The sequence below is a fragment of the Streptomyces sp. DvalAA-43 genome, from assembly GCF_900091725.1.
In the GTDB taxonomy this organism is placed as follows: domain Bacteria; phylum Actinomycetota; class Actinomycetes; order Streptomycetales; family Streptomycetaceae; genus Streptomyces; species Streptomyces pulveraceus.
The window spans coordinates 253,554-280,488 of sequence record NZ_FMBW01000044.1; the positions used below are offsets into that span (position 1 = coordinate 253,554).

Here is a 26,935-nt window from a genome sequence, read left to right on the forward strand (position 1 = left end):
CCAGGACCTTGCCACTGAGCTGATCGACCGCGTCCGGGCCGCGCGGGTTCACTGGTCCCGCTTGGCCCGTACTACCCCCTCCGATCAGGAGATCGGCATGGGACGGCACAGGGACCACGCGAACGCCACGGTCCTGCGACGGATCATCGCTGATCACGGCTGGCCCGATGTTCCTCTCGTCGGCCAGGAGGGCGCAACGGCGGCCTGGCAGATCGCTCTGCACGCTGACACCCAGACGGAGATTCAACGTGTAGCCGCGCGACAGATGGCCAACGCCGTTGAGCGTGGCACCGCCAGCGTTCGACAGTGGGCCCATCTCCACGACAGGTGCCTCGTCAACGCCGGCAACCCTCAGTTCTACGGAACCCAGTACCGGCTCGGGCAGGGCGGGCCCGAACGGCTTCCCGTCCGCGACCCTGCGGCCCTCGACCGAATCCGCGCCGAGATCGGTCTCCCGGCCGCCGACATCGCACTGGAGGGTCTGCGCCGTCGGCTGTCGAGTGAGCCGTCCATACCGGCGGATGACGAGGAGCCGACCGGTGATGATGACCGAGACGTCACCCGCACCGCCGAGCTGGCCCGTGCCGCGTGACGGACATAGGCCACGCCGACGAGGCGGCGCTGGCCATCGAGGTCCTGGAGTGGGGGGCGTCCGGCTCAGCCTGGCCAAAGATGTGCGAGGCCAGGGCCGCTGTGGACAAGCTCAACTCGTTGGGCGAGCAGCTACGTGCGGACGTGCGGGCGGCCTTCACCTCGGGGAGGCAGCCGCCGGTGCTCGGGGAGGCAGATCGCCGCCTGGGCCTGCCGCTGGAACCGCTGTTGCCCATGCTGCCCAGGACCGTGGCCTCTGTCGTCCACCGAGCACAGAACCTCGCCCGTCTCGTCCAAGGACTGCAACGGGCGCTGGACGCGAGCAGTCCGGTCCAGAACACCGCTATTCCCCGCCACCGAAAGGGCCTTTGAGAAGTGAAGCTGACCACCGCCGCCGTACTCGCGGGCACGGCCATCTCCGCTGCCGTCACCGCCGTCGGCGTCGCACGCGTCCGCCAGCAGGAACGGCACCACGGCGAGAAGATCGAGGTCGCTGCTGCCCGCGTCCAGATGGATTGGCTCTCCCAGGTGTCCACGAACCACGACCTCGCCAAGCTGTGGGCGCCGGAGGACGTGGACCCCGAGGAGTACATGAAGCTCATGCACGCCAACCGGCAGCTCTGCGCCTTCAGCCTGCGCGACCGGCTGGGACTGGTCACCGACGAACAGCGGGACCTCTTCGCCTCCGAACTCATGAAGAACAAGGCGATCCGCGCGTACTGGGACCGGTTCCGCGGACTGCGCATTGAGGAGGCGGCGACAGCCAGGGACGGGCGCGCACTGGCGTTCACGGCCGCCTTCGACCGTGTCGCTCGGGAGCGCCAGACCCCGGCGACTACCACCTCGACCGACGCCTGACGGCATACCTCGGATGCTGCGCCTCTCAAGTGCTGTGTCCGTCGCCAACTCCTCTCGCAGGTACCGACTTGCGTCACGCGAGAGGTGGCCGAGAACAGCTCGACCGGGGCAGCCGCACGGCTACCGTCCGGCGGGCAGAACCGGCCGCACTGCAACACCCCGAATCCCGCAGATCCACGTATCGAATCAGGAGGGTCCACATGGCTCCCAGGGTGATCGACCAGCGCGCGAGGACCGTTCCGGCCTCTGCCGCGCAGGGCCCGTTCGACCTCGACATCAGCGTCGTCGTGTCGGGGGGCACGGTGGAGGCGAGTACCGCCTCCGACGGCGGCTGCGCCGCGACGTGCGGCAGCAGCGCGTGCATCTCCAGCGGCTCCTGACCGCACACCAGACCACCGGCAAGGTGCCCATGCCGTGCCGGCGCCGCCCACGCGGCACGTACCCCGCGGCTCGATCGGAGCCGCGCTCGACTACGGAGGAAACAACACATGGAGAACGACCAGTTCGACCTCGACATCAGTGTCCTGGAGTCCAGCGAGGGACAGGCCACGCTGATCAACCTCACCGACGACGGCTGCGGCAGCACCTGCTCCAGCCCGTGCGCCACCAACGTGGCCTGATCGTCTTCCGCCGCACGACGAGTAGGGAGAGACCCGTATGAACGCGAACACGATCAAGGGCCAGGCGCAGTCTCCGTCCGCGACGGTGGACGGGGACGCGTTCGACCTGGACGTCAGCGTCCTGGAGTCCGGCGACGGTTCCGCCACGGTGATCAACCTGACGGACGACGGCTGTAAGCCGAGCTGCCAGGGGTCCTGCGCCACCAACGTGGCCTGACCTCGGCGCGCCGATACGCCAGCCCGCGCGGCCTTCCGCCGCGCGGGCTGGCACCCCAGAACGCCACCACCAGGGAGGGTGCATGGATTCCAGGAAGGACGGCCCGCTGTACCGGTGCGCGGATGTTGCGCTGGTGCGCGCCGCCCGTTACTCGAGGCTGCCGCTTCCCGCGTGGCCGGACCTCACCGACGACACCCCGGCCCGGAAGGTGCGGTGGCAGACGTGGCTGCGCGACATCTGGTCGCTGTCCGAGGCCGCCGACTCCATCGAGCAGGCCAGCCCCCTGCTCGCGCAACAGGTTGAGACCCTGTGCTCGGCGGCCAGCCCCGATACGCGTCAGCTCCGCCGCACCGTGGTGTCGGTCATGCGGTATGTGCTGCGCATGACGGGCCGAGCGACCCCGAACGGTCTGTTCGCCGGCGTCGCGCCCGCCTCGTTCGGGGAACGGCCGGGATGGTCCTGGGGCGAGTGGCACCGTCCCGTCGTACGTGCCGACGGCGACTGGATCGCGGACCTGACCGCCCGCCTGGAAGAAGACCCCGACCTCCTGCGGCATCTGCATGTGATGGCCAACAACACCGCATTCGTACGGGGTGATCGGCTCATCGTCCCCTACCCGCCCCGCTCACGCCGCACGGAGGAGAGCCCGGCGGCCGAAGTATCCCTCCGATACACCAGCGCCGTACGCATCGCCGTCGACGCCGCCGCCTCGCCCGTCCCCGTCCGCGCGGTGGTCGAACTGATGCGGGCCGAGTTCCCCGACGTTCCCGTTGAGCGGGTGGAAGGGCTCGTCGGCAGCCTGGTCGAGCGCGGCGTGCTCATCAGCAGCCTGCACGCGCCCTCTGCCACCCTCGATGCGCTGGGCCACCTGGTCGAGCAGGCCGAAGCCGCCGACGCGCCGTCGACCACGGACCTCGTGGCCCATGTGCGAACGGTCCGCGATGCCATCGCCCAGCACAATCAGGTACTCGCCCCGGCCGACGGTCGGCGACTGCGTACCGCCTTGCGGCAGAAGATGACCACGTTGAGCACGGTCAAGGCCCAGCCGTTCACGCTGGATCTGCGCATGGACTGCTCCCTCACTCTGCCCCGGCAGGTTGCCCGTGAGGCGGAGGAGGCCGCCACGGTGCTGGCCCGGCTGAGTGCGTACCCCTTCGGCACTCCGGCGTGGAAGGACTTCCACAACCGGTTCTTCGAGCGGTACGGCATCAACTCGCTCGTCCCGGTCAGGGACCTGGTGGACCCGGACGTCGGCCTCGGGTTCCCGGCCGGATACCGCGACAGGGAACCTGAACAGCGTGAGGCCCTGACCTCCCGTGAACAGCGGTTGCTCGCCCTCGCCCAGGCGGCCGTTCTCGACGGCCGCGACGAAATCGTCCTGGACGAGGACCTGATCCGCACGCTGACGGTCGGAGACGGAGACGCCCCGCAGGCACCGGCCCACACGGAGCTGCGCTTTCAGATCCGCGCCACGTCACAAGAGGCTCTGGAGAGAGGGGACTTTGCCCTCCACGGCATCGCCCCCTCCCGCGGGATCGGCACCACGATCGGCCGAAGCCTCGGCTTGCTCGCACCAGACGACCAGGCCCGCGCGGCCGCCATGCTGGAGGAGCTACCGGTCAACGCGACCGGCTCGGTGCCCACGCAGGTCTCCTTCGCTCCTCTCGACCGAGGCGACACCAACGTCACCCGCGTTGCCGAACTCCTGCCGGCCGTCATCAGCCTGGCCGAGCACCGTCCGGTGGATGCGCGCACCATCACGCTCGACGACCTCGCCGTGGGCTGCGACCGACGCAGGCTCTACCTCGTCTCCCTCTCCCGCGCGTGCCTGCTGGACCCCATGACGCTGCACGCTCTGGACCTGCGCGGCCACACGCCGCCGCTCGCGCGTTTCCTCACCGAGATCAGCCGCTCCCAGACCGCCGTCCTGACCGTCTTCCCCTGGGCGTCCGCCACCGCCCTGCCGTACCTGCCGCGCGTGCGCTACGGGCGCGCGATCCTCTCCCCGGCCAGGTGGCGACTGGACCGGTCGGAATTGCCCGACCGCCATGCCGCCTGGGAGGAGTGGCACAAGGCGGCCGACGAGTGGCGCACGCGCCGCCGAGTTCCGGACGACATCGCGCTGGCCGAAGGCGACCAGCTCCTGCCACTGGACCTCTCCGAACGCGCGCACCTCGCGCTGCTGCGCGCCCACCTGGACACCCACGAATCGGCCGACCTGGCGGAAGCGGAATCCGACGGGGGCTGGTTCGACGGACGGGCACACGAGATCATCGCTCCGATGACGGCCGTCCGCCCGCCGCAGTGGCCAGCCGTCCCACCCGTGGCCGCCGACCAGCTCATCACCCGCGAGCACGGTCACCTTCCGGGCACCGCCTCCTGGCTGCTGGTCAAGCTGTACGGGCACGTCGAACGACAGCCCGAGATCCTGGCCGACCACCTTCCCGCGCTGCTCGGCCAGTGGGACACGCCGCCGACCTGGTGGTACATGCGCTACCGCGACCCCCGCTGGCACCTGCGCCTGCGCATCGCGGTCCCCAGCGAGCAGGACTTCCCCCTCACCGCGCAACGCGTGAGTGCCTGGGCTAACGGACTGCGCCGCGCCGGTCTCCTCACCGAGATGCAGTTCGCGACCTCCTACCCGGAGACCGGCCGGTGGGGTACCGGACCGCTGATGAGCCTGGCCGAGGACGCCTTCGCCGCCGACTCCCGAGCCCTGGCCGTCCAGTTCGCCCAGAACCCCCGCCCGCACCGGCAGGTCCTCGCCGCAGCGAACTTCGTGTCCCTCGCCTCCGCCTTCACCGGCAGCACCGCGGCCGGCATGGACTGGATGATCACCCACGGCCGAATCACCGACCCGCGCCCCCTGGACCGGACTGTGCGCGGTCAGGCGGTACGCCTGGCCGATCCGACCGACGACTGGGCGGCCCTGCGCGCGGCCCTCGGCGGCGCTGCCGTCGTCAGCGCCTGGAGCCAGCGCGACGCGGCCGTAGCCCGCTACCGGCAGAAGCTGGACGCGTCAGGTTGTGGCATCGACCCGGACCTCGTTCTCGACTCGCTGCTGCACGCCCACCACATCCGCGCCGTCGGCATCGACAAGGACGACGAGCGGACGTGCGTACGGCTGGCCCACGCCGCCGCAATGGCCTGGACTCACCGAGGAGATCACCATGAACCTGCGTGACAGCGCGCGGGCCGCCGCCGACACGATCGCCGAGCGGCTCGCCTCGCCGCAGGACGTACGGGGGCTGCATCACCGCCAGGGCTGGTGGCCGCAGTCGCTCGCGCACGGCGCGGTCGGTGTCGCGCTCCTGCACATCGAGCGGGCCCGCACCGACCAAGGGCCGTGGCAGCGCGCCCACGACTGGCTCGCCTGCGCCGCAGCCGAACCCACCGTCGGCGGCCCGGACAGCCACCTCTACTACGGGGCACCCGCGCTCACCTTCGCCCTGCGCGCCGCTGCCGACCGCCCCGGACGCTACGCCCGCGCCCTGGACACCCTCGACTGGTACGTCACCACTGCGATCCGGGAACGGCTCGCGGACGCCCATACGCGCATGGACCGAGGCGAGATGGCGGCGCTGGCCGAATTCGACGCGATCCGCGGCCTGAGCGGGATGGGCGGGCTCCTGCTGCACCGTGACGTGCACACCGACCTCCTCCGCGAGATCCTGACCTACCTGGTCCGGCTGACCGAGCCGGTCAAGCACGACGGGGAACTCCTGCCCGGCTGGTGGAGCCACCTCGCCCCCTCCGGCACGGCCTCCCCGGAGTATCCGGAAGGGCACGCCAACAACGGCGTCGCCCACGGCATCGGCGGCCCCCTCGCCGTGCTCTCCCTCGCGGCCCGCCGCGGTCTCACCGTCGACGGCCAACTCGACGCGATCACCCGAATCCTGACCTGGCTCGACCACTGGCAGCAGGACGGCCCAGCCGGACCGTGGTGGCCGTACTGGATCACCCGCGAGCAGCTACGCTCCGGCACGACCGGCCCCGGACCCTCCCGGCCGTCCTGGTGCTACGGCACTGCCGGATTCGCCCGCGCCCAGCAGCTCGCCGCCCTGGCCCTCAACGACCCGGTACGCCAACGCGCCGCCGAATTCGCCCTCCTGCGGGCCATGACCGACCCCGGCCAACTCGGCGCGACCGTGGACGTCTCCCTGTGCCACGGATTCGCGGGCCTGGCGCACATCACGCAACTCACTGCCGCCGACGCCCTCACCCCCGGCCTCACCGAATGCCTGCCCCGGCTCTTGGCCCCGATCACGGACACCGCGCCCAGCACGCTGGTGGACTCCCTCATCGACTCTCCGGGCGGCGGCGACATCGGACTCCTCGAAGGTGCCGCAGGCACCGCCCTCGCCCTGAACGCCTTCCACACCGGAACGCCGTCCGCGTCCGGGTGGGACACCTGCTTCCTGACCAACTAGCCTGTGAAAAGAGGGAACATGGCTGCGGACGAATGGCCGCAACGTCTCATCCGGTTCACCGACTGGAGCCGCGCGGAGGCCACCGCCGTGGAGCATCTGCTCCCGGTGCTGACCGCCCAGGAGTCGGAACTGGCCCAGTGGTCCTTCCTGCGGAAGCACCCCTGGTGGCGGTTGCGGTACCGCCCTGCGGGCCCGGACTCCGCGAAGGGCCTGGACGCTGCCCTGGACGAGCTGGTCCACGCCGGCGTGCTCGCCTCCTGGACGCCGGGCATCTACGAACCGGAAGAGACGGCCTTCGGCGGTCCGGCGGGCATGAAGATCGCCCACACCCTGTTCCACTACGACAGCCGTCACCTGCTGGACGAGGCGGCCCGCCAGCAGACAGCCAGCGGCCCCCAGCTCGGCCGCCGCGAGCTGGCGGTCCTCCTGCTCAGCGTGGCGATGCGAGCGGCGGGACTCGACTGGTACGAGCAGGGCGACGTCTGGGCGAGGATCGCGGCCGAACGCCCCGGTGACGAGATCCGCAGTCCGCAACGGCACCGGGCCGCTGTCCACCGGTTGATGACGGTCGACGTCAGCACCACCAGCCGCAGCGTCACCCAGGGCCGACTCGCGCCGCTGGCCGAGTGGATAGCCACCTTCGAGTGGTTCGGCCAGCAGCTCGCCGACCTCAACCGCCAGGGCCGCCTGGAAAGAGGGCTGCGGGCCGTGATCGCCCATCACGGCATCTTCCACTGGAACCGCCTGGGCCTCCCTGCGGAGGACCAGCACACCTTGTCAACGCTTGCGAAAGAGGTAGTCATGGGAACGAGCGACAACGCCGCGTCCACCCGAGCTGAGGAGGCGTCGAGCACTACGGTCAACGGGGTGAACAGTGACACCATCGAAGCCCCTTCCGCCGACCGTCTGCGCTCCCAGTTGATCGACCATCTGGTCGAGACGGGGTGCGTGCGCACACCCCGCGTGGAGGAGGCCATGCGGACCGTGCCCCGCCACCTCTTCGTCCCGAACGCCCCGCTGGTGAAGGCGTACGGCAACGCCCCCGTGGACACGAAGTTCGACGAGTCCGGCGCGTCCATCAGCTGCGCCTCCCAGCCCGACATCGTCGGCATGATGCTGGAACAGCTCGACGTCGAACCCGGCCAGAAGGTCCTGGAGCTGGGGGCCGGCACCGGCTTCAACGCCGGACTCCTCGGCTACCTCGTAGGCGAGACAGGGCACGTCACCACGATCGACGTGGACGAGGACATCGTGGAAGGAGCACGCGGCGGACTGGCCGCCGCCGATATCCACAACGTGGAAGTGATCCTCGGAGACGGAGCCGTGGGCCACGCCCCCAACGCGCCGTACGACCGGATCGAAGCCACCGTCGGCGCGCACGGCGTTCCGCACGCCTGGCTCGACCAGCTCGCCCCCGGCGGGCGGCTCCTCACGCCGCTGCGCCTGCGCGGCAGCGTCTCCCGCTCGATCGCGTTCGAGAACAAGGACGGGGCCTGGCGCAGCGTCGGCAGCCAGATGAACACGTTCATGCCGCTGCGCAGGGGCATCGCCGACGACCCGCGCGTCTTCGTTCCCCTGGACCCCGACAACACCGTCACCCTGGTCACCAACGGAGACCAGAAGGTCGACGCGGACGCCCTGAGCGACATCTTCCGCCAGCCGCGCGCCGAGGCGTGGACCGACGTCACCTTCCGGGGCCCGGAGTCGGCGGAGTACCTGGAGCTGTGGCTCGCGTGCGCCATGCCGAACGGCCTGAGCCGGATGCCTGCCAGGGCCGAGGCCATCGAGAAGGGTCTGGTCACCGCGCCCTACCCGTCCTCGACCGCGGTCTTCGAGGGCGGCACACTCACCTACCTCACTCGACGCCCGTACGCGAAGAAGGCACCCGACGGCGCCACCCTGTACGAGTTCGGCGTCATCGGCCACGGTCCCGACGCCGAAGCCCTCGCCGGAGACGTCGCGGACCAGGTCCGCACCTGGGACCAGGACTTCCGCGCGCTCGACGTCGAGTTCGAGATCCAGCCGCTCGACGCGGCCCCGCTCGCGCCGAAGCCCGGCCGCTTCGCCTTCGACAACCCGCTGAACCGCATCGTCATCGAATGGCAGTGACATGGACGTCAGCCAGATAGCGAAGCGGTTTCCGCTCGTTGCCCGTCCACGTCCAGCATGCCCGCCCCTCGCTGAACGGGTCCGCGAGATCACCGACCTCGCAGCCGCCGCCGAGCGCGACGGCAACGTGACCTCCGCGACCGTCGCCCTGAACAAGGCGGCGCTGATCGCGAGCGACTGCGGTATGCCGGACCTGGCGGGCGCTCTGTGCTGGCGTCACGCCGAGGTCTTCCTGCGCGCTCAACCCCTGGGCGCGCAGGAAGCCCGGTACGCCCTGGAACCCCTGGTCAACCTGGCCCGGCTACGCATCCGCGACGGCGACGGGCCCGGCGCGTACCACCTGCTCGACTCCTTGAACCGAGCGGTGAGATCGCAGACGGAAGCGGTCATCGACGGTCGTCCCACGTCCTTCCAGCACCTCACGACCTCGACAGCCGATCACCAACAGGTGTGCCAGTGGCTGTGGGCCGTCCTCCTCGGCGACGGAACCCGCGCGCTCGTCGCAACAGGCCAATGGGACCGTGCGCGGGCGCACAGCGAGCAGCACCGCGGCGTCGGTCAACGTCTCCTCGACGGGCGGCAGGTGGAAGTGCTCGCCCGCTGCCTCGCCGGGCAGCCCCTCGAAGCACTGGGGTTCCTGAACAAGACCACCCTGGCGGAGAGCTGGGAACACCCAGTCGCCGCCTGCCTCGCCGTGCTCTGCCTCGCCGCCGCCGGAAGACGCCCGGACCGCCCTGTCCAGAAGATGGTCAAGCACTACCTCGAACTCGACACGGCTCCCGAGCTCGCCGTCTTCCGCTGCCGCGTCGGACTGGCCATCCTCGACCTCTCCCCGCATACACGGCAGGCCGAAGCACTGCGCCGCCTCACCCACGAGGCAACGACGTCCGGGGACGGATACGTCGCGCGTGATCTCCTGGCTCATCCCGTGTGCCGTCAGGAGATGAGCCACGACGACCACCAGTCCTTATCGGCCGCAGTCGCCTCCGCCGGCCTCGGCCAAGGGCACATCCCTGCCCCCTTGGAGAGGGAACTCCTGGACGCGGTCACGGCCAGCGCCAACGTGACTGAGCGGCACGTAGCTCAGCAGCTCACCGCCGACTCGTGATGGCCGTCGGCCTGTCCGACACCGGCCATAGCGTCGGCTGAATGGAACACGACGACAACTCCCAGCACCACGTGCAGATCACCGCTCACGGAGGTAGGGCCGACGTCACGATCGACGGCAAGCAGGTGGACCCAAGTGCCGTCAAGGCGTACTCGATTAGCCACCTCGCGGGCGAGCAGCCGGAGGTCCTTTTGCACGTCGCGGACCGGAACGATGCCCAGTGGTCCGGTACCGCCCGCGTCGCGGTGGCCGACCTTCCTGACCCGGGCCCGGCCGCGGCCGTGTTCCTCGACGCGATCGACCCGGAGGCACTGGAGCGGGCCGCGCTCGCTCGCCCCGACCTCGGCACGGAACCGTGCTCCCTGACGAAGGCCATGCTCACCCAGCTCGGAGAGTGGGCTCGTGGCCTTTGACGTGGACGGCGCTCGTCGCGTTGTCGCCCGCATCCTCGACGACAAGCTGGAGGTGTGGCGGGACAGCGCGGGCCGTACGGACGACGTGCTGGACGAGATCACCGGCAGACTGGTGCCGCCCGCGCCGGACGAGGAGCTGGTCTGGAACGGGCTCGGCGCGGTGATGCCGTTCGGCCGCCCAGCCATCACCCAGCCGGTCGGCGGGTCGGTCGCCGTCGAGCCGCCGACCACCGACTATCAGGCCGTGCTGCCGATCGATGCTCCGGCACTCCGGCGCGACGACGTGGTCCGGGTCGCCGGGTCCGTGCGGCCCGGAGGCCCCCGCGACCCTCAGCTGGTAGGCCGCCGCTTCCGGTTCTCCGACGAGTCGGTGGGCACCTACAGCGTGGTGCGCATCGTCCGAGTGCAGGTGATCGACTGATGGCGACGGCGAACCCGCACCCCAACGCACATCCGGACGCGACCGCGTTCCGCGACCCGATCGCGCTGGCCGCCGCGCTGGCCCGGATGGGTCCGGCGACCCGCGCCCGGACGCGGACGATCACGCGGCACCACGCCATGCTGCTGCGCGTCCGCGTCCAGCGGAACGCCAGCGGTCGGCCCGGCCCGAACGTGATCACCGGGCAGTACCGCGCCTCATGGGACGTGCGGATGCGCACCGGGGGCGGCGAGGTGACGGCTGAGGTGTTCTCCGATGCTCCGCAGTCGAGGCGGCTGGAGTACGGCTTCGTCGGCGTGGACTCGCTCGGACGGCACTACCGGCAGCCGCCGTTCCCCCACGTCGAGCCCGCCTTCCGGCAGACCGAACCGGCGTTCATCCAGGCCCTGGCCGACGGAGTGCTGCCGTGACCGACCGCCTTCCGGTGACCCGCGCGCTCGCCGCCCTCGTGGAGAAGACCACCGGCCGCCCGTGCGGCATCGGTGAGCTTCCCCGCGTCGAGGGCAAGTCGGGGTGGGAGCCCGCCGCCTCCCCGTACACCGTCCTCGACTCGCTGCCGGCGGAGTTCGGGGGGCCGCCGCTGTGGGACTGGCACGCGGATGCGGCCTGGTCGTACCAGATCACCTCGGTCGGGGAACGGGGCGATCAGGTCGAGTGGCTGGCGGACCGCGTGCGCAACGGCGTCGTTGGCCGGACCGATGGTGGGTGGGCCCATGACCTGCTGATTCCCGAAGCCCGTGTGATCGACCGGGAGTTGACCTATGACGCAGGCGGCGAGCCCTCGGTGTCGGCGGCAGGCGCTATCGTGTCCTACGTGCAACGGGTCACGATCACCGTGACACCAGCATGAAGAATCGTTTCTTCTGATCCTCACCGCGGAGGCCCGCGCGGACGCTGAGCCCCACCAGGCCAGGCGAACCCCCTTTGATCATCAAGGGGCAGGGCCTCGGCACGGGACGCTGCCCCAGAAGTGGGAGCGGACCTGTGTCCACGAGCACGAAGAAGAACACCCAGACCCGATTTCTGCGGCGCGGCATCTCCAAGATTCTCTGGGTGCCGGATCTCAACGATCCGAAGTACCCGAGCCGTCGAGAGATCAACGGTGCCTTCGTCCTGACCGATGCCGTCTCGGACATCGAGGGCTGGGCCCTGGAGAACGACCCCGTGGAGACCCCGGACATGGGGAGCACGTTCAACTCCTCGATCCCGGGCAACGACAAGGCGGAGAACTCCAGCCTGACGTTCTACGAGGACCGGTTCTCCGACGCGATCGAGCAGCAGCTCCCCAAGGGCGCGAAGGGCTACGTCGTCCTGCTCCGCAAGGGTGACCTGCCCGGTTCCCGCTCGGTCGACGTCTTCCCCGTCCAGGTCGCCACCCGCGCCGCGACGTATTCGACCGGTAATGAGGCGGCGAAGTTCAAGGTGGACTTCACGATCACCGACGAGCCGTCGCTCGACCGCCCCGTGCCGAAGGCGCAGCCCCGTCCGCTGCCGGACGAGGACTGCGACGACGACCACGGTCACGGCCATCACCACGGCGACCACGACGGTGACCACGTCGACGTGACCGTGGTCAGCACCACCAAGACGAAGACCGAGACCGAGGCCACGGTCCGCGAGCACGACGCCGACGAGGGCTGATCGTGTCGCGCCCCGCACAGGCCAAGCGCCCCACCCCCTCCGCCACCCCGGCGGAGGGGGCCTGGGCGGCCAAGATGGACCGCCTCCGCCGTCGGCGCAAGGCGCAGAATCGGCTCCGCGTCTGCGACGACAACGAGCTGCGCCAGCGGTACGACGAGGCCGAACAGGCCGCTCGCCGTGCTCGGTTCGTTGCCGAGGCCAACCCCGGTGACGAGCTGGCCGAGCGCCAGGCCGCCGACGCCGAATCGGCGCGCGACCAGGCCCTTGCCGCGCTCGATGCCGCGTCGGAGTTCTTGACCTTCCGCGCCCTGCCGCGCCCGGTGCTGGAGGACCTGATCTCCGAGCACCCGCCCACTGAGAAGCAGGCGGAGGAGGGGGCGATCTTCAACGCCGACACCTTCCCCGCCGCCCTGGTGGCGGCGGCCTCCGTGGACGGCATGAGCCGCGAGGAGGCCCAGGAGCTGCTGAACGGCTGGTCGGCGCCGGACGCGAACGCCCTGTGGGATGCGGCCTGGCAGGTCCAGCAGGAGAGCCGGGTCGAGCTGGGAAAAGGCTGAGCCGTGATGCCGGCCTGCGCGCGGAGCTGGAGCTGTGCGAGCGGTTCCAGATCCCGCACTCGCAGTTCCTGGGCGGTGACGGCCGCTGGTCCGACCTCGACCGGGCGAAGGCGTTGGCCTGGGCGGACTGGCAGCGGTCGGTGTGCCCGGAGTGCCGCACGCGGCTGGAGGAGTGGGACCGCACCCGCGGCGGCGACCCCCACGCCTACGTCACCGACACCCTGCGCTGCCCTGGCTGCGAGCTGATCGAGCAGGAGCGCGATCACGTCCCCCAGGACCGGTCTGGCTACGGCGTGAAGATCCAGCTCCTCCCGCGCGACCAGTACGAGCCGCGCCCCTGATCCACCCCGCACGTATGTAAGGAGGCCGCCAGCGGTGGCCGGGTTCACCCTCACGGTCGCGATGCGCGCCGAGGTCCGCGACCTGATCGCGGGAACCCGTGCTGCCTCCGCACAGATGCGGACCCTGGGGGACCGGACCGATGCCGCGAACCGGTCCCTGGCCCGCCTGGACGCCAACGGGGTCCGCCTCGCTTCGCAGTTCGCCGCGCTGAATCGTTCCGCCCGCGGTGCCGTCGGTGAGCTGAATCGGATTACCGCCCGCGCCGGAGCCGCCCGCGCGGCGCTGCGCTCGGCGGGAGACGACGGCGCCCGGTCGATGTCCCGTCTCCAGCGGGCGACCGCCGGTGCCGGTCGGCGCGGCGTGTCCGCCACCAACATGCTGGCGGGCGGCGCGCTCGTCCTCGGCACCGGCGAGGTCATCGAGGAGGGCAACCGCTACCAGCGGCAGATGAACCTCTTCCGCGCGGTGACCGACGCGACCGCCGGACAGATGAAGCGGGCCGCCGACGTTGCCCGTGAACTCGGCAACGACCTGACGCTGCCCACCTCGACGTCGGCGGACGCCGCCGAGGGCATGGTCGAGTTGAGCAAGGCCGGCTTCCGTGCGGACCAGTCGATCGACTCCGTACGCGCCTCGCTTCAGCTTGCCGCGGCGGCCGACGTCAACGCCGCCACGTCGGCAAAGTATCTCGGTGACATCATGGATCAGTACGGTCTTGGTGCTGATCAGGCGTCCCGCGCGGCCGACACCCTCGCCGCGACGGCCAACAACGCTTCGGGCTCGATCACCGACATCTACTACTCGATGCGGTACGCGGGCCCGGTCGCGAACGCGCTCGGCGTCACCCTCCAGGACACGGCCGCCGCCGTCGGAATGCTCGGCAAGTCCGGCATCCTCGGGCAGACGGCGGGCACGAGCCTGCGCGGCATTTTCGCTAACCTCTCCGCGCCGACGCCGATCATGAAGGGCGCTCTGCGCGACCTCGGGATCGAAGCCTGGGACGCGCAGGGCCGCTTCAAAGGCTTGCGCACGGTGATCGAGGGCCTGTCGAAGGCCGAACACTCAATGAACCAGCAGGACTTCGTTGCTGGTGTCACCCGCGCGTTCGGCAAGCCTGCGCTCAGTGGCGCGGTCGCGCTTGCCCACCAGGGCACCGAGTCCTTCGACGCGCTGTCGATGGCGGTCGAGCAGACCGGCTCGGCCGCCTCCATCACCGCCTCGCGCGGTGAGGGCCTGGCCGGTGCGATGACCCAACTGCGCACCCAGGCCCGGCAGACCGGCATCGCCCTGTACGAGGGGATGGCCCCCGGCCTGGAGTGGGTGACCCGACTACTCACCCGGGGGATGTCCGGGGCCACGCCGTACCTGACGACGGCGCTGGAGTACGGGAGGAACATCGCCACCTTGTTCGGCCCGGAGCTGAAGGCGCAGACGAAGGACGGCCTCAGCGGACTCATCGAGGAGGCCGAACAGCTCGTCGGTCCGCTCAAGGACATCGGCGAGCACTCCCTCGCCACCGGCCTCAACTTGTTGATCAACGCAGGTCGCACCCTCGGAGACGTCCTGTCGAACGCCGCCGACGGTGCGGAGCCGATCCTGGACGCCGTCTCCGGCCTCGGGGAGGAAGGCGGCGCGGCGGCCGGGACGCTCGACATCATCGCCACCGTCGCCAACCTCGCGATGGATGCGGTCTCGGGTCTGTCCCTGGTCCTCGTCCCGATCGGTCACGTCGTCGGCGGTCTGGTCAGCGCATTCAGTGCGCTGCCGGGACCGATCCAGTCCGCCGCCCTGGCCATGCTGCTGTTCCGCCGTGCCCAGCCGGCGCTGACGAACATGGCGACCACCATGTCCGACCCCGCCCGTTCGGGCATCGCCGCGTTCAACCAACAGATGCGCGTCCAGCAGTCGTTGGCAGCATCCTCCGGTGTCGCGCTGTCTAGGTACGGCGCGGCATGGGCCGCCGTCCAGGCCCGATCCGGGTTCCTCGGCAACATGACTTCGGCGTTCCGCAGCGCGAACGGTGCCGGAGTCACCTTCACCGGCACGCTCAACGGAATCGGTAGGGCGGCCGGATCGGGACTGCGGTCCGCTCTCGGCGGCGTCACCAATGCGCTCGGCGGACCGTTCGGCGTCGTCATGGCAGGTGTCTCGGTCGGTCTGGGGCTGCTCGCCGCACGGCAGCAGAAGGCCGCCCAGGCTGCGGCCGAGCACCAGCAGCGCGTCTCCACGCTGACGTCCGCGCTGCGCGAGTCCGGTGGGCAGATCGACAGCAATGTCCGCAACGCGGCAGCCCAGTCCCTGTTGGACACGAAGACGGAACAGGGCCAGCTCGCCAAGGTCATGGACCAGGCTGGAGTGCCCCTCGCCTCACTCACGGACGCGTACCTCGGGCAGGGCACCTCGCTGGACGCGCTGCAGAAGCAGCTCCAGGCCACGGCCGACAAGCACAAGGTGTGGAAGGACACCGCCGGAGGCAAGGCGACCGTCCAGGACTACTCCGAGGTCGGCCAGCAGTACAAGGACGCCGCCGACGCGCTCGGGTCCGTCAAGGGTGAGATGGCCGGGGCGCTGAAGAACGCCAAGGACCTGGCCAAGGCCACGAAGGGCGCTGGGGACGGCACCTCGGCGTACGACCGGCTGAAGCAGGCCGTCGGCGGGCTGGCCGACCAGACGGCCGACGCCGACACCCGCACCCGGTCGCTGAAGTCCGCGCTCGATCTGCTGTCTGGCGGCCAGATCTCCCTCCAGGCCGCCGAGGCCAAGGTGAACTCGGCCGTCCTCGACCTGAAGGACGGCAGCAAGAACGTCGACCGCAGTCAAGGGTACGGCGGCAAGCAGCTCGTGAACGAGGACAAGACCCTCAACACGACGACCCGGAACGGGCAGGGCCTCTACACCCAGCTCACCGCGCTCTCCGACGCGGCGGCCGACGCGAGCGTGGCGACCTTCGACCTGGCCCAGCGCAACGGCGAGGACTTGCCGGCCGCGCTCGCGAAGGCCCGCGAGCAGATGAGCCGGGCCCGGTCCGAGGCGATCCAGGCCGCCCGCGGCTACGGGCTGACCAAGACCCAGGCCGAAGGCGTCGCGGACAGCCTCGGCCTGCTGCCGTCGAAGGTGTCGCTGCTGCTCCAGACCAAGGGCATGGACAGCACCCTGGCGAACCTCATCGCCGTACAGGCAGAGTTCCAGCGGCTGCCGAACGCGAAGACGATCAAGGTCGACTCGCTGTCCGACGGAGCGCAGAAGAAGCTGAGGAGCCTGGGCTTCACCGTGAAGACGGTGCCCGGTACACGGCAGATCAAGATCAGCGCGCCGACCGCCGGGGCGAAGAAGAACCTCGACACCCTGATCGACAAGCTCGGCCGCACCCCGAACAGCAAGAACGTGAAGGTCTCCGCGCCGACCGCCGCAGCGATCAAGAGCCTGGAAGGCGTGCAGGCGAAGATCCGCGCGACGCCCGGTGCGAAGTCCGTCGTCGTACGTGCGCCGACGGCCGAGGCTCGCAAGCAGTTGGAGGCGCTGGGCTTCAAGATCGAGAAGGTCCCAGGCTCAAAGAACGTGAAGGTCACGCTGCCCACGGGCGGGCCGCGCAAGGCCGCTGACTCCATCCAGGCGCGCATCAACGCCCTGCGTGGCAAGGAGGTCACGGTCACCACCCGGCACGTCACGATCTTCGACCAGCTCCGGCAGTCCAACAGCGACACCGCAGATGCCATCCGACGCCAGGCCGAGGCCCAGGCCCGCGCCGCCAAGAAGCACGCGGACGGCGCGGTCGTCGACTACTACGCGGACGGCGGCGTCACCGGCGGACCGCGCCGCGAGAAGCACGTCGCGCAGATCGCCCCGGCCGGGAGCTACCGCATATGGGGTGAGCGAGAGACCGGCGGGGAGGCATACGTGCCTTTGGCCGCCGCCAAGCGCGAGCGCAGCAAGGCGATCGTGGAGACCGTGGTCGACCGGTTCGGCGGCCAGGTCGAGTGGTATGCCAACGGCGGCGTCCGGAACGCCCGCGGCCGCGACTACAGCCCGATGCTCGCCAGCTCCTTCAAGAGCGCCCGCAGCGTCGCGGCGATGGCGGGTGTCGTCCGCTCTTTCGACCTGCGCACCGGCAGCGACCATGCCCGCACCCGCGTGGTCGACGCCCGCGCCGGCGGCCGGGTCCAAGTCGTCGTCGTGCGCGAGCAGCAGCCGCTGATCGGCTCCATGCCGGTCACCGTCTCCGACAGCTCCGCCACCCCCGAGCAGATCGGCACCGAGATGATGCGCACCCTGCGCAACGCGCAGCGGGGCGGGAGAGTGTGATGACCACAGCACCGAACAAGAACCCCGAACTGGCCCCGTTTCAGTACGAGATTGGCGGCGTCGTCCTCGGCACCGGCAGTCTCGTCCCGGTCGGGAATATCGAAGGTCTGGGCTCCCCGGCCACCCGGTCGCAGGATGCCGACAACGCCAACGGCGACGGCACCGCGCCGGGCCGCGACTTCTACGGGCCGCGCCCCCTGCGCTTCGAAGCGGGCATCAAGACGCCCGGCGACCCGGTGAAGGCCGCCGAGATTCTCGCCCGCCTGGAACGGGCGCTGGACGACCCCGCAGCCCGGACCAACCCGGACGGCCGCCATGTACTGCGCGGCCGGTGGCCCGGACACTCAACGCGGCGTCTGTACGGGCGACTTCGCCGTGTGGAGGCCACCAGCTCTGCCACCGCCGTGCACGGGTGGATACCCCTGGACATCGAGTTCGTGGGCCTGGACAACCCGCGCTGGTACGACGACGAGCTGTCGACGCTCACGCTCGGCCTCGACCAGGCCGCCCACACGGACACCGACCGCACGGTGGACGAGGCGATAGGCGGCCCCGCCGTCTGCCGTCGCACTGCCGACCCGGAGCACCACCCGGCCGACGACCGGCCCGGATGGGTCACCAACCACGGGGACGCTTCGACGTACCCGAGCTTGCGCGTCCACGGCCCGGTTACCCGGCCACGGATCTGGAACACCGTCACCCGCCGCGTCCTCGAACTCGACCTGTCGCTGCGCGAGGGCGAGTGGGTGGAGCTGGAGACCCGGCCCAACACCTGCTGGGCGCTGCGCAACGGCACCGTCAACGTCGCCAACTCCTTGGGCCCCGCCAGCCGCCTCGATCTGTTCACCCTGCCGCCGGGCCGCTCCGAGATCGCGTGGACCGCGACCGACCCGTCCGGCACCGCGCGCCTCGAGGTGGCGTGGCGGTCCGCGTACACCACCCTGTGAACGGAGAGCACTCGTGACGCTGCAACCCCCCATGATGGTGCGCGGGGCCGACCACTCCGCCCGCGCGATGCGCCTGATGATCCGCGACCTCGCCCGCGGCCGGCAGGGCGTCGCGGAGAGCGAGGACCTGAAGGTCCGGCCCTTGGAGACGCCCGGTCCGGGCGTCCGCGTCGGTGACGGCTCGGCGCTCATCCACGGTGCCCGCCCGTGGCAGGGGGCCTACACCCAGAGCAACATCGGTGACGCCCGCGTGGACGTCGAGCCGACCGGCCCGTTCGCGCGCACCGACCTGGTCGTCCTGCGGATCGAGGACCCCGAGTGGGAAGGGGGCCGAGACCCGCGCACCCAGGAGATCGGCTACTTCCACGTCGTCCAGGGTGTGGCCGCCGACGCCTCCGCCGTACCCGAAGGGATGACCGGCCTCGCCCTGGCCCGGGTCGCGTTGCCGCGCAACACCGCGTCGATCACCGCCGAGATGATCACCGATCTGCGGCAGGTCGCGAACCCGCGCACCGAGCGCATCCTGCGCACCGTGCACCCGACGAAGACCGAGGAGGTCCCGGGCAAGCACGGCCAGTGGGCGGCATGGCCGCAGGAAGCCGCCTGGGATCTTGACGTTCCCGCCTGGGCGACGACGGCCACCGTCGTCGTCACGCTGTCTGGGCTGCGCGCGGAGGCGGGCTCGGTGTACGCCGAGCTGCGCACCCGCCTCGGGGAACGCGCCGCGAAGCCGACCGTTGTCGACGACGACGGGACCACCACCCGCCGCTCCTCCGCGACCCTGGCCGACACGCTCGCCGTGCCGCCCGCCTACCGCGGCACCCGCCAGCACCTGGCCGTCGAGATCAACCAGAACGACAAGTACGGCGACGGCAAGCTGACGGTGGCCAAGGGAACGACGGCCGTGCTCGACGTCGCCTTCACGGAAGGACCCGCGTGATGGCCGACTACCGCTACATCGTCGCGCGGGCCTCGACCGGCGACGTCCTGCACTGGAACCTCCCGCTCGGCGAAGTCGAGTACGGCCCGGAGATATCCGGGCCCGGCTCGCTGAAGGCGACCTTGCCGACCTCGTTCCGCCGCGCGCTGAGCGACACGCTCGACGCCGGCGACACCGTGCTCCTGGTCGAGCGCGACGCCCGCCTGGACTGGGGCGGGGTCCTGTGGCGCGCCGAGCCGGAGGGCAACACCCTCCCGGTCGAAGCCTCCGGGTTCACCAGCTACCTGCATAAACGCTTCGACCTGCACGGCAATCTCGACGGCCGCGGCCCGTACATCGAAGCCGACCCGTGCCAGGTCATCCGCGACGTGTGGGCGTACGCCCAGGACCAGCCGGACGGTGACCTCGGAGTGGTCGTGGACGACACCAAGTCGGAGGCGAAGACCGGCACGGCGAAGGACCCGTACACCACGGCCAAGACCGATCCGCGCAACCTTGGCGAGATGGTGGACGAGATGGCCGAGATCGATGACGGCCTGGAGTGGTCGGAGACCGTGGCCTGGCGCGGGCGCCGGGCCGAGCGGCGCATTCTCCTCGGCGCGCCGCGCCTCGGCCGGCGGCGCGAGGACCTGACGTTCACCACCGGCGCGAACGTCGTCGGCACGCCGCACGTCATCAAGGACGCCGACGCCTACGCCCAGTGGGTGATCGGGCTCGGCGCGGGCGAGGGCAAGAAGCGCAAGGTCGTCGTGGACGGCGAGCGCAACGGCCGCCTGCGCCTGGAGCACGTCCTGGAGACCAGCGAGAAGGACGAGGCGAAGCTGAAGCAGCGCACCCGCCGCGAACGGCTGGCCCGCCAGGTACTCCCTTCGCTGACCGAACTGGAGATCATCGACCACCCCGCGGCCCCGATCCACGCCCTGCGGGTCGGGGACGACGTACGCATCCGCCTGTTCGAGCCGCACACCGAGTTCGACGGCTGGTGCCGGATCGTCGGGTGGACCGTACGGCCGGGCGAGGGCGAGACCCCCGAGCGCGTGACGCTGAAGCTGGAGCGTACGAACAAGCCCGAGGACGAGGCGGGCGACGAAGGAACGGAGCAGTAGATGCCGGACACGATCGCCGTCCTCGGCCGCCGCATGGCGAAGCTGGAGCGGCGGGTGACCGCGCTGGAGCGCGCCCGCCGCGCCCCGTACCCGGAGTGGAGGGACCTTCCGCTCACCGGGGACACCTCTGTCCCGGACGAGGAGCAGCCGCCGCAGTTCCGGGCGAACCTGTGGGACACGACGGAGTTCTGCGGCCGGGTCGGGCTTGAAGGCGGCCGGGCCACCGACGAACAGCTCGTTGCCTTGCTGCCCGAGGGGTACTGGCCCGAGGCTCCGCGCACGGTCGACGTCGCCTCCGACGCGCGGCGTCCCCTCCAGCTCGACATCGACGTGAAGGGGATGGTGCGGCTACGTGTCCAGGGCGGGGGCACGGTCCGTGCGACCTGGATCAGCCTCGACAGCACGTCGATCCGTACCGACCGCGACGACGCCTGACCGAGCGGCGCACCGGCTGCGGCCCGGTGCGCCGCCGGTAGCATGACGACCTGGGTGACCCTCCACCCGCTTCGCACTCCCGAGGGACCGGACCGCTTCGGCGGCCACGGCCGACTGCCATCCGGCGCAGGGGAGATGGGCGAAGCGCGTGTCTACACCGCTGAGCGCGGACAGGTTCCTGTCCGTACTGAAGGGCGCCGGGCTCGGCGTGGTCGAGCACGGGAAGTGGCGCACCCACAACCGCAACACGCACGGCAACTGGGGCCCCGCGAACGGGATCATGATCCACCACACGGGGCCGTACAGCTCCGAGAAGGACATGGTGGAGCTGTGCCGGACCGGGTATCAGGACTTGCCCGGCCCGCTCTGCCACGGCGTGATCGACCGGTCCGGCACCATCCACCTCGTCGGATACGGGCGTTGTAACCACGCCGGCATGGGGGACACCGACGTCCTGCTCGCGGTCATCGCGGAGAAGAAGACCCTCCCGCGCGACAACGAAGCCGATACGGACGGGAATCGCCACTTCTACGGCTTCGAGTGCATCAACACCGGGGGCCAGCCGTGGCCGTCGGCACAGCTGGACGCGATGGCGCGGGCAGCGGCGGCGATCTGCCGCGCGCACGGCTGGAACCAGCACAGCGTGATCGGCCACAAGGAATGGCAACCCGGAAAGCCGGACCCGGGCGGCATCGACATGGACGACTTCCGCGCCCGCGTCGCCCGCCACCTCAAGGACGACGGGAAGCCGAAGCCCGATCCCAAGCCTGACCCGAAGCCGAAGCCGAAGCCGAAGCCGGACCCCAAGCCTGATCCGAAGCCCAAGCCGACGCCGAAGTACGCGGCGTACCCGGGCAAGGAGTTCTTCCGCGAGGGCCGGTCCTCCCCGGTGATCGCCGCGATGGCGAAACGGCTGGTCGCGGAGGGCTGCGACTCCTACGACTCCCCGCCGGGCCAGGTGTGGAACGAGGCGCACCGACGCTCGTACGCCGCCTACCAGATCAAGCGCGGCCACCACGGCGCCGACGCCGACGGCATCCCCGGCCCCGAGACCTGGGCGGACCTGCGCGTCCCGCACCAGGCCGGGGCTCCCGAACAGAATCCGACCACCCCGAACCAGGAGCACGACCCCATGCCGCAGGCCCTCGCCGACGTCGCGGAGCGCACCGTCGCCACCTACCTCCAGTCCCTCCTGGGCCTGATGGCCGCCTCCAGCACGACGGACATGGTGTCCCTCTCGGCGTGGCAGGCCGCAGCGGTCTCCGCGATACCCGCCGCGCTCAGCGCGCTGAAGTCCACGCTCGGCACGGTCCTCGGCAGGCCCGGCACGGCGTCGTGGCTGACGCTCAACCGCGACCCCGCCACGCCGAAGCACTGACGCCCCGGTGAGCAGAGAGGAGGACCTCGTGCCCGAGGGACAAGTCGCTCTCGCCCTGGCCGAACTCCGTTCGGCGCTGGAGGTCGGCTTCGCGCGGATGGACGGCCAGCTCGCGCTCCTCGTCCAGAGAAGTGACCAGACCGACAAGGCTCTGGAGGAGCTGGAGGCGCGGGTCGCGGCGCTGGAGAAGACCAGGTGGCCGCTGCCGACCGTCGCCGTCCTGGCGAGCATCACGGCGGTGGTGCTCACCGTCGTCAGCCTGATCCGTACGTGATCCGACGGATCGGTTGTCCAGAGCCCGTGTCCGACACGGTTCGTAGGGTGAGGCGAACTGTTTCTGCGGCCTGGGGGTCTTGATGGATACGACGTACCTGCACGTCTCCGACTTGGAGGTGGACACCGCGCTGGCGGACTCGACGGTCTCGCTCGCCATCCGCGCGGTGTGGCAGCTTCTGTGGGAGTCGGAAGTCCGACCCGACGAGGTCCTGGCACTCGACGTGCCGGACGCCGAGCTGGACGACCGGCTCATCGTCATCCGGCACTCGACGGAAGGCGACCTCTTCGAGACCGGGATCACCGCGGCGGCAGCCGGCGTGCTGCGCGAGCTGATCGGGACGCGCACCGAGGGGCCCCTGTTCACCGTGCAGGGTCACCGGCTGACCAGGGCCGAGGTGGCGGAGGCGTACCGTGCGGCCACCGGCGGGCGCACCCTCCACGCTCTGCGGTTCACCCGACAGCTCAAGGAGCGGGACCGAGCCCGGCGCAGCACCACCGCCAGGCAGACGGAGGAGAAGACCGCGTAGTGCGCGGCAACGCACACGGCCCCCGCCGAAGCGGGGGCCGTTGGTCCTCTTGGAAAGACCGCGGCCACCATAGCAGCGACCGCCGCCCCGCACGCGGGCGCCCACGTACGGCTACGCTTCCCCCGGCATCCAGGACGGCACAGCGGAGGACGGGATGAGTCGGCGCAAGCCGTATCTGGTCGGGCACCAGGAGTTCGCCAGGCTGTACCGCGTCGATCCGAAGCAGGTCGCGCAGTGGCTCTCCCCGAGCCGCGGCAGCGTGCTCGACCCGTCGACCGCCGTCGTCATCAGCGGCGTACGGTACTGGCCGCTCGGGTTCGCGGCCGGCTGGGGTGCGACGACCGCACGCTTCCGACAGGTCGATCACGACGCGAAGGCGCGGATCATCGCGGAGCAGGGCGAAGGGTGGGAGCCGCGCACCGCCGCCGAGCTGCCGCCGATCGTCGGCCAGCACGAGATCATCCAGATCTTCGGCCTGCCCGCGCAGGGGACTCTGGCCACGACGATCGGGAGCGGGCGCTTCCCCGAGCACGACTGGCTGCTGTCCGGTTCGATGCTCTGGATGCTGGACACCGTCCTCGACGCCGCCCAGATGCTGCGCGAGACCGCGCGGAGCCTGCCGTGGGACGTGAACGAGGCCGTGGTCACCGCCCTGCGCAATGGCACCTACGACGGTCCGGGCAGCCAGGTTCTCACCCGCGGCCGCCACGCCCGGAAGGGCTCCTGACCTGCGCAAACACTGTACTTTGTCCCGAATTGCCAATAAGATATATGTAATCCCCATCACGGGGCGGCAGTTTGAAGGAGGCAGTAGTGCAGTTCATCGTGACGCCCGGCGGCGACGAGATTGCGATCATGAAGGCGAGTGAGGTCCTGGTCCTGGAAGGCGCCCTCGTGCTGTACGTCGCGAAGAATCCGGACTCCAACCTTGCGGTCCGGTCGCTGCGTGAGATCTCGACGGCCAACGAGTCCCGCGAGGCTCGCATGGAGGCGGAGGCTGAGCGGGCCTGCGCCTGAACGGAGTTGAGGGCGTGAAGTCGCGCTCAGTCTCGGCGGGGTTGATCATCTGATCGCCAGCCCGCAAGATAGGTGACATTCTTGAAGTCGGTCACCATCAGGGGGTTGGCGTGGCATCCGTCCAAGACGAGCTTCCGGGTCTGGTCATCCACACCGTGCGGCAGCCGGAAGGCCAGCCCGCCTCGATACAGGCCCAGTTCGAGACGTTCCACCAGCTCAACCCCTGGGTTCTCCGGGCCCTGGAGACCCTGACCGCCGACTACCTCAAGCGCGGTGCACGCCGCGTCGGCATCGGGATGCTCTTCGAGGTCCTGCGCTGGCGCTACGTCACGGCGACCGAGGGCGACGAGTTCCGCCTCAACAACAACTACCGCAGCCGGTACGTCCGGCTGCTCATCGAGCGCCACCCCGAGTGGGCTCGCGCATTCGAGGTCCGCAGCCTGCGGACCGACTGACCTCTTGGAGAAGACGTGACCGACGAACCACCTGCCGAGCCCGCCGCCGTGGAGGGCACGGTGGTCGACAAGGCCCCGGCCGCCAGCACGGTTGTCCGGCCCAGCGCCATCGTCCTGCGCGCCGACCAGGACGAGTTCGACCACAAGCAGCTCTCGACGCTGGCCCTGATCAGCCCCGGCCTGGCCGCCGCCCCGCGCGGCCACCTGGCAATGTTCTTCCACTACTGCGTGCGGACCGGCCTCGACCCGTTCGCGCGGCAGATCTACATGATCGGCCGTACCAACTGGAAGGCGGCCGACAACCCCGACGAGCCCGAGAAGACCTGGACCATCCAGACCGGCATCGACGGCTTCCGTACCGTCGCCCACCGGGCGGCGGCGAAAGCCGGAGAGTCCATCTCCTACGAGGACACCGTCTACTACGACTCCGAGGGCAACGCCCACGACGTCTGGCTGTCCAAGGCGTACCCGTCGGCGGTCAAGGTCACCGTGCTCCGGGGAACCAGCCGGTTCCCCATGATCGCCCGGTGGGACGAGTTCGCGCCGACGTACTACGACCGCAAGCAGGGCGCGTACGTCGTCGCGAAGATGTGGCAGCAGATGCCTGCCCACATGCTGCGTAAGTGCGCCGAGGCCGGCTCGCTGCGCATGGCGGCCCCGCAGGACCTGTCCGGCGTGTACGTGGACGAGGAGATGGAGCGGGCCGACGCCGAAGCCGTCGTGCGCGAGGCGGAAGAGGCGACGCGGCGGCTGCGCGCCGCCGCAGGGCTGGAAGCGGGCGACGACTCGGGCGACGGCGCGAAGGCCGAGACCGCGAAGGCTCCGGCCGCAGGCGACGAGGACGCGGATACGCCGAAGCCCCCGGCGCGCAAGCGGGCGCGCTCCGAGAAGAAGCCGAACCCTCCGGCAGAGCCGGACGTCGGCGACTCCGACGAGGCTCCGGCTCCGGCGAAGCGGAAGCCGCGCAAGAAGGCCGAGCCCGGCCGCGCCGCCTCCTGACCTGACGACACCGGGTGCCGCCCGTCGTCGGGCGGCACCCCCATCCTCTTGGAGAACACCATGACCACCCTGGCCATCGCGCCGGAGCGGCCGGTCAGCCTGTGGCCCGCCGCGCACGCGGCGGACTCGCGCCGTCCACGCTCTCAGCAGACCAAGCTCGGCGCCAGCGACACCGTGTGCGCCCGCCGGGCCGGATACCTCCTGCACGGCCGCACTCCCACCGACGTCGGCGAGAAGCGCAAGGCGATCCTCGGGACCTGGCTGCACGCCGGGATACTCGAGGCCGCCCGCGAGGAGTACGGATGGCTCGTCGAACGCCGCGTCGAGGACAAGACCGTCCGGGGTCACATCGACGCCGTCCAGCTCGACGCCACGACCGCGGCCCGGCTCCCGAAGCGGCTGCGCCCCGTGCTCCCGGCCGAGGAGACGACCGTCGAGGACGTGAAGACCAAGAGCACCTACCAATGGGACAACGTCCTGCGGTACGGCGCGAGCGAGGCCGAGCTGCGGCAGGTGTACCTGTACGCCGACCTGCTCGGCAGCGAGGGCTTCGCCAGCGTCCGGGGACAGCGCCAGCTCGCCTACCTCGGGCCCCTGCCCGTGGCGCGCATCCGGTTCCGGTTCATCAACCGCGACAACGGCGACGACTACGTCCAGGAGATCGCCTACGACGCCGACCGTGCACGCCGAGCCCGCTGGTGGGTCCAGCAGGTGCGCTCCGCCGATTCCCCGGAGGAGCTGCCGCGCACGTTCCAGGGGCCGGGCATCTCCGCGATCTGCGATCACTGCCCGTTCCGCACCGCGTGCTGGGGGCCGCTCGTCGCCGGGCGCTCGCCGCAGAGCCAGCTCATCCACGACGACGCCGAGCGCGCCGAGGCGCTGGCCGAGTACGCCGAGGTCTCCGAGCAGATCAAGCCGCTCAAGGAGAAGCAGAAGTTCCTGCGCGCCAAGCTCGACGGCTCCGAGCCGGGCGTCTACGGCGACAACGCGTTGAAGTGGAGCGGCGGCAACCCGACCAAGGTCGATGACGTCGAGGCGATGGTCTCGCTGTACCGCCGTGCCGGACTGGAGGTCCCGATGGCGCCGGACGTGACGGCCATGAAGGCGACGCTCAAGGAAGTCGGCGTCCCCGTGCCGACACGCCTCGACCACGACCGGCGAACCGCGGTGAGCATCAACGTCACCGCCAGCAAGAAGTCCTGAGACGCCAGTCGGCGTGGGCGGGACC

The 26,935-nt window shown here is 70.5% G+C and carries 29 protein-coding genes and 1 pseudogene; all 30 read left to right on the forward strand.

Annotation, left to right across the window (positions count from 1 at the left end; genetic code table 11):
- The first annotated feature begins 97 nt into the window (after window positions 1–97).
- The 30 genes and pseudogenes from GA0115234_RS17895 to GA0115234_RS18040 all read left to right on the forward strand — a co-directional run bounded on the left by GA0115234_RS17895 (window position 98) and on the right by GA0115234_RS18040 (window position 26,910).
- Window positions 98–592 carry a DUF6624 domain-containing protein gene (locus GA0115234_RS17895; RefSeq protein WP_176729194.1) on the forward strand — a complete coding sequence of 165 codons (495 nt, stop codon included), beginning with the start codon at window positions 98–100 and terminating at the stop codon, window positions 590–592.
- Window positions 589–963, forward strand: coding sequence for a hypothetical protein (locus GA0115234_RS17900; RefSeq protein WP_093542806.1), 375 nt, complete (start codon window positions 589–591; stop codon window positions 961–963). The genes GA0115234_RS17895 and GA0115234_RS17900 overlap by 4 nt, the downstream gene beginning before the upstream one ends.
- 3 nt (window positions 964–966) lie before the next feature.
- Window positions 967–1,449, forward strand: coding sequence for a DUF6082 family protein (locus GA0115234_RS17905; RefSeq protein ID WP_093542808.1), 483 nt, complete (start codon window positions 967–969; stop codon window positions 1,447–1,449).
- Between the two features lie 200 nt (window positions 1,450–1,649).
- Window positions 1,650–1,829 (forward strand): FxLD family lanthipeptide, encoded by a 180-nt coding sequence (gene fxlA / locus GA0115234_RS17910; RefSeq protein ID WP_093542810.1) that lies wholly within the window; start codon window positions 1,650–1,652, stop codon window positions 1,827–1,829.
- Between the two features lie 108 nt (window positions 1,830–1,937).
- Window positions 1,938–2,069, forward strand: a complete 132-nt coding sequence (locus GA0115234_RS17915) for an FxLD family lanthipeptide (protein ID WP_093542812.1) — start codon at window positions 1,938–1,940, stop codon at window positions 2,067–2,069.
- A gap of 37 nt (window positions 2,070–2,106) precedes the next feature.
- On the forward strand, window positions 2,107–2,286 hold the full coding sequence (locus GA0115234_RS17920; RefSeq protein WP_093542814.1) for an FxLD family lanthipeptide: 180 nt from the start codon (window positions 2,107–2,109) through the stop codon (window positions 2,284–2,286).
- 82 nt (window positions 2,287–2,368) lie between these two features.
- Window positions 2,369–5,470 (forward strand): lantibiotic dehydratase, encoded by a 3,102-nt coding sequence (locus GA0115234_RS17925; RefSeq protein WP_093542816.1) that lies wholly within the window; start codon window positions 2,369–2,371, stop codon window positions 5,468–5,470.
- Entirely contained in the window at window positions 5,457–6,716 is a 1,260-nt protein-coding gene (locus GA0115234_RS17930) for a lanthionine synthetase C family protein (protein ID WP_093542817.1), read from the forward strand. Before GA0115234_RS17925 ends, GA0115234_RS17930 begins: the two co-directional genes overlap by 14 nt.
- Before the next feature lie 18 nt (window positions 6,717–6,734).
- Window positions 6,735–8,825, forward strand: coding sequence for a methyltransferase, FxLD system (fxlM, locus tag GA0115234_RS17935; RefSeq protein WP_093542819.1), 2,091 nt, complete (start codon window positions 6,735–6,737; stop codon window positions 8,823–8,825).
- Between the two features lies 1 nt (window position 8,826).
- Window positions 8,827–9,933: a hypothetical protein gene (locus GA0115234_RS17940; RefSeq protein ID WP_093542821.1), complete on the forward strand. Its 1,107-nt coding sequence runs from the start codon at window positions 8,827–8,829 to the stop codon at window positions 9,931–9,933.
- Between the two features lie 41 nt (window positions 9,934–9,974).
- Window positions 9,975–10,346, forward strand: coding sequence for a hypothetical protein (locus GA0115234_RS17945; protein WP_141718440.1), 372 nt, complete (start codon window positions 9,975–9,977; stop codon window positions 10,344–10,346).
- On the forward strand, window positions 10,336–10,767 hold the full coding sequence (locus tag GA0115234_RS17950) for a DUF6093 family protein (RefSeq protein WP_141718441.1): 432 nt from the start codon (window positions 10,336–10,338) through the stop codon (window positions 10,765–10,767). Before GA0115234_RS17945 ends, GA0115234_RS17950 begins: the two co-directional genes overlap by 11 nt.
- Window positions 10,767–11,195, forward strand: a complete 429-nt coding sequence (locus tag GA0115234_RS17955) for an HK97 gp10 family phage protein (protein WP_093542827.1) — start codon at window positions 10,767–10,769, stop codon at window positions 11,193–11,195. The genes GA0115234_RS17950 and GA0115234_RS17955 overlap by 1 nt, the downstream gene beginning before the upstream one ends.
- Complete coding sequence (locus tag GA0115234_RS17960) at window positions 11,192–11,635, forward strand: hypothetical protein (protein WP_093542829.1); 444 nt, start codon at window positions 11,192–11,194, stop codon at window positions 11,633–11,635. Before GA0115234_RS17955 ends, GA0115234_RS17960 begins: the two co-directional genes overlap by 4 nt.
- Before the next feature lie 134 nt (window positions 11,636–11,769).
- The gene (locus GA0115234_RS17965) at window positions 11,770–12,426 is read left to right on the forward strand and encodes a phage tail tube protein (RefSeq protein ID WP_093542831.1); all 657 of its coding nucleotides are present in this window, start codon (window positions 11,770–11,772) and stop codon (window positions 12,424–12,426) included.
- A 2-nt stretch (window positions 12,427–12,428) separates the two neighbouring features.
- Window positions 12,429–12,983 (forward strand): hypothetical protein, encoded by a 555-nt coding sequence (locus GA0115234_RS17970; protein WP_093542833.1) that lies wholly within the window; start codon window positions 12,429–12,431, stop codon window positions 12,981–12,983.
- 113 nt (window positions 12,984–13,096) lie between these two features.
- On the forward strand, window positions 13,097–13,324 hold the full coding sequence (locus tag GA0115234_RS43450; RefSeq protein WP_237541492.1) for a hypothetical protein: 228 nt from the start codon (window positions 13,097–13,099) through the stop codon (window positions 13,322–13,324).
- Window positions 13,325–13,358: 34 nt separating this feature from the next.
- On the forward strand, window positions 13,359–17,627 hold the full coding sequence (locus tag GA0115234_RS17980) for a phage tail tape measure protein (RefSeq protein WP_093542836.1): 4,269 nt from the start codon (window positions 13,359–13,361) through the stop codon (window positions 17,625–17,627).
- Window positions 17,627–18,574: a phage tail domain-containing protein gene (locus GA0115234_RS17985; protein WP_093542838.1), complete on the forward strand. Its 948-nt coding sequence runs from the start codon at window positions 17,627–17,629 to the stop codon at window positions 18,572–18,574. The genes GA0115234_RS17980 and GA0115234_RS17985 overlap by 1 nt, the downstream gene beginning before the upstream one ends.
- A 13-nt stretch (window positions 18,575–18,587) precedes the next feature.
- On the forward strand, window positions 18,588–19,514 hold the full coding sequence (locus GA0115234_RS17990; RefSeq protein WP_141718442.1) for a hypothetical protein: 927 nt from the start codon (window positions 18,588–18,590) through the stop codon (window positions 19,512–19,514).
- A complete protein-coding gene (locus GA0115234_RS17995) occupies window positions 19,514–20,620 on the forward strand; it encodes a hypothetical protein (RefSeq protein ID WP_093542842.1) in 1,107 nt (368 codons plus the stop codon). Before GA0115234_RS17990 ends, GA0115234_RS17995 begins: the two co-directional genes overlap by 1 nt.
- Window positions 20,621–21,055, forward strand: a complete 435-nt coding sequence (locus tag GA0115234_RS18000; RefSeq protein WP_093542844.1) for a hypothetical protein — start codon at window positions 20,621–20,623, stop codon at window positions 21,053–21,055.
- 148 nt (window positions 21,056–21,203) lie between these two features.
- Window positions 21,204–22,136: pseudogene (locus tag GA0115234_RS18005) on the forward strand (peptidoglycan-binding protein); the annotation flags it as partial.
- A gap of 325 nt (window positions 22,137–22,461) precedes the next feature.
- Window positions 22,462–22,707 (forward strand): hypothetical protein, encoded by a 246-nt coding sequence (locus tag GA0115234_RS18010; RefSeq protein WP_093542849.1) that lies wholly within the window; start codon window positions 22,462–22,464, stop codon window positions 22,705–22,707.
- Between the two features lie 82 nt (window positions 22,708–22,789).
- Window positions 22,790–23,236 (forward strand): tyrosine-type recombinase/integrase, encoded by a 447-nt coding sequence (locus GA0115234_RS18015; protein WP_093542851.1) that lies wholly within the window; start codon window positions 22,790–22,792, stop codon window positions 23,234–23,236.
- A 154-nt stretch (window positions 23,237–23,390) separates the two neighbouring features.
- Complete coding sequence (locus tag GA0115234_RS18020; RefSeq protein ID WP_093542853.1) at window positions 23,391–23,963, forward strand: hypothetical protein; 573 nt, start codon at window positions 23,391–23,393, stop codon at window positions 23,961–23,963.
- A gap of 86 nt (window positions 23,964–24,049) precedes the next feature.
- The gene (locus GA0115234_RS18025) at window positions 24,050–24,253 is read left to right on the forward strand and encodes a hypothetical protein (RefSeq protein WP_093542855.1); all 204 of its coding nucleotides are present in this window, start codon (window positions 24,050–24,052) and stop codon (window positions 24,251–24,253) included.
- 110 nt (window positions 24,254–24,363) lie between these two features.
- Window positions 24,364–24,708 (forward strand): hypothetical protein, encoded by a 345-nt coding sequence (locus tag GA0115234_RS18030; RefSeq protein WP_093542857.1) that lies wholly within the window; start codon window positions 24,364–24,366, stop codon window positions 24,706–24,708.
- A gap of 15 nt (window positions 24,709–24,723) precedes the next feature.
- On the forward strand, window positions 24,724–25,707 hold the full coding sequence (locus GA0115234_RS18035; protein WP_093542859.1) for a recombinase RecT: 984 nt from the start codon (window positions 24,724–24,726) through the stop codon (window positions 25,705–25,707).
- A 60-nt stretch (window positions 25,708–25,767) separates the two neighbouring features.
- Complete coding sequence (locus GA0115234_RS18040; RefSeq protein ID WP_093542861.1) at window positions 25,768–26,910, forward strand: PD-(D/E)XK nuclease family protein; 1,143 nt, start codon at window positions 25,768–25,770, stop codon at window positions 26,908–26,910.
- Window positions 26,911–26,935 lie beyond the last annotated feature (25 nt).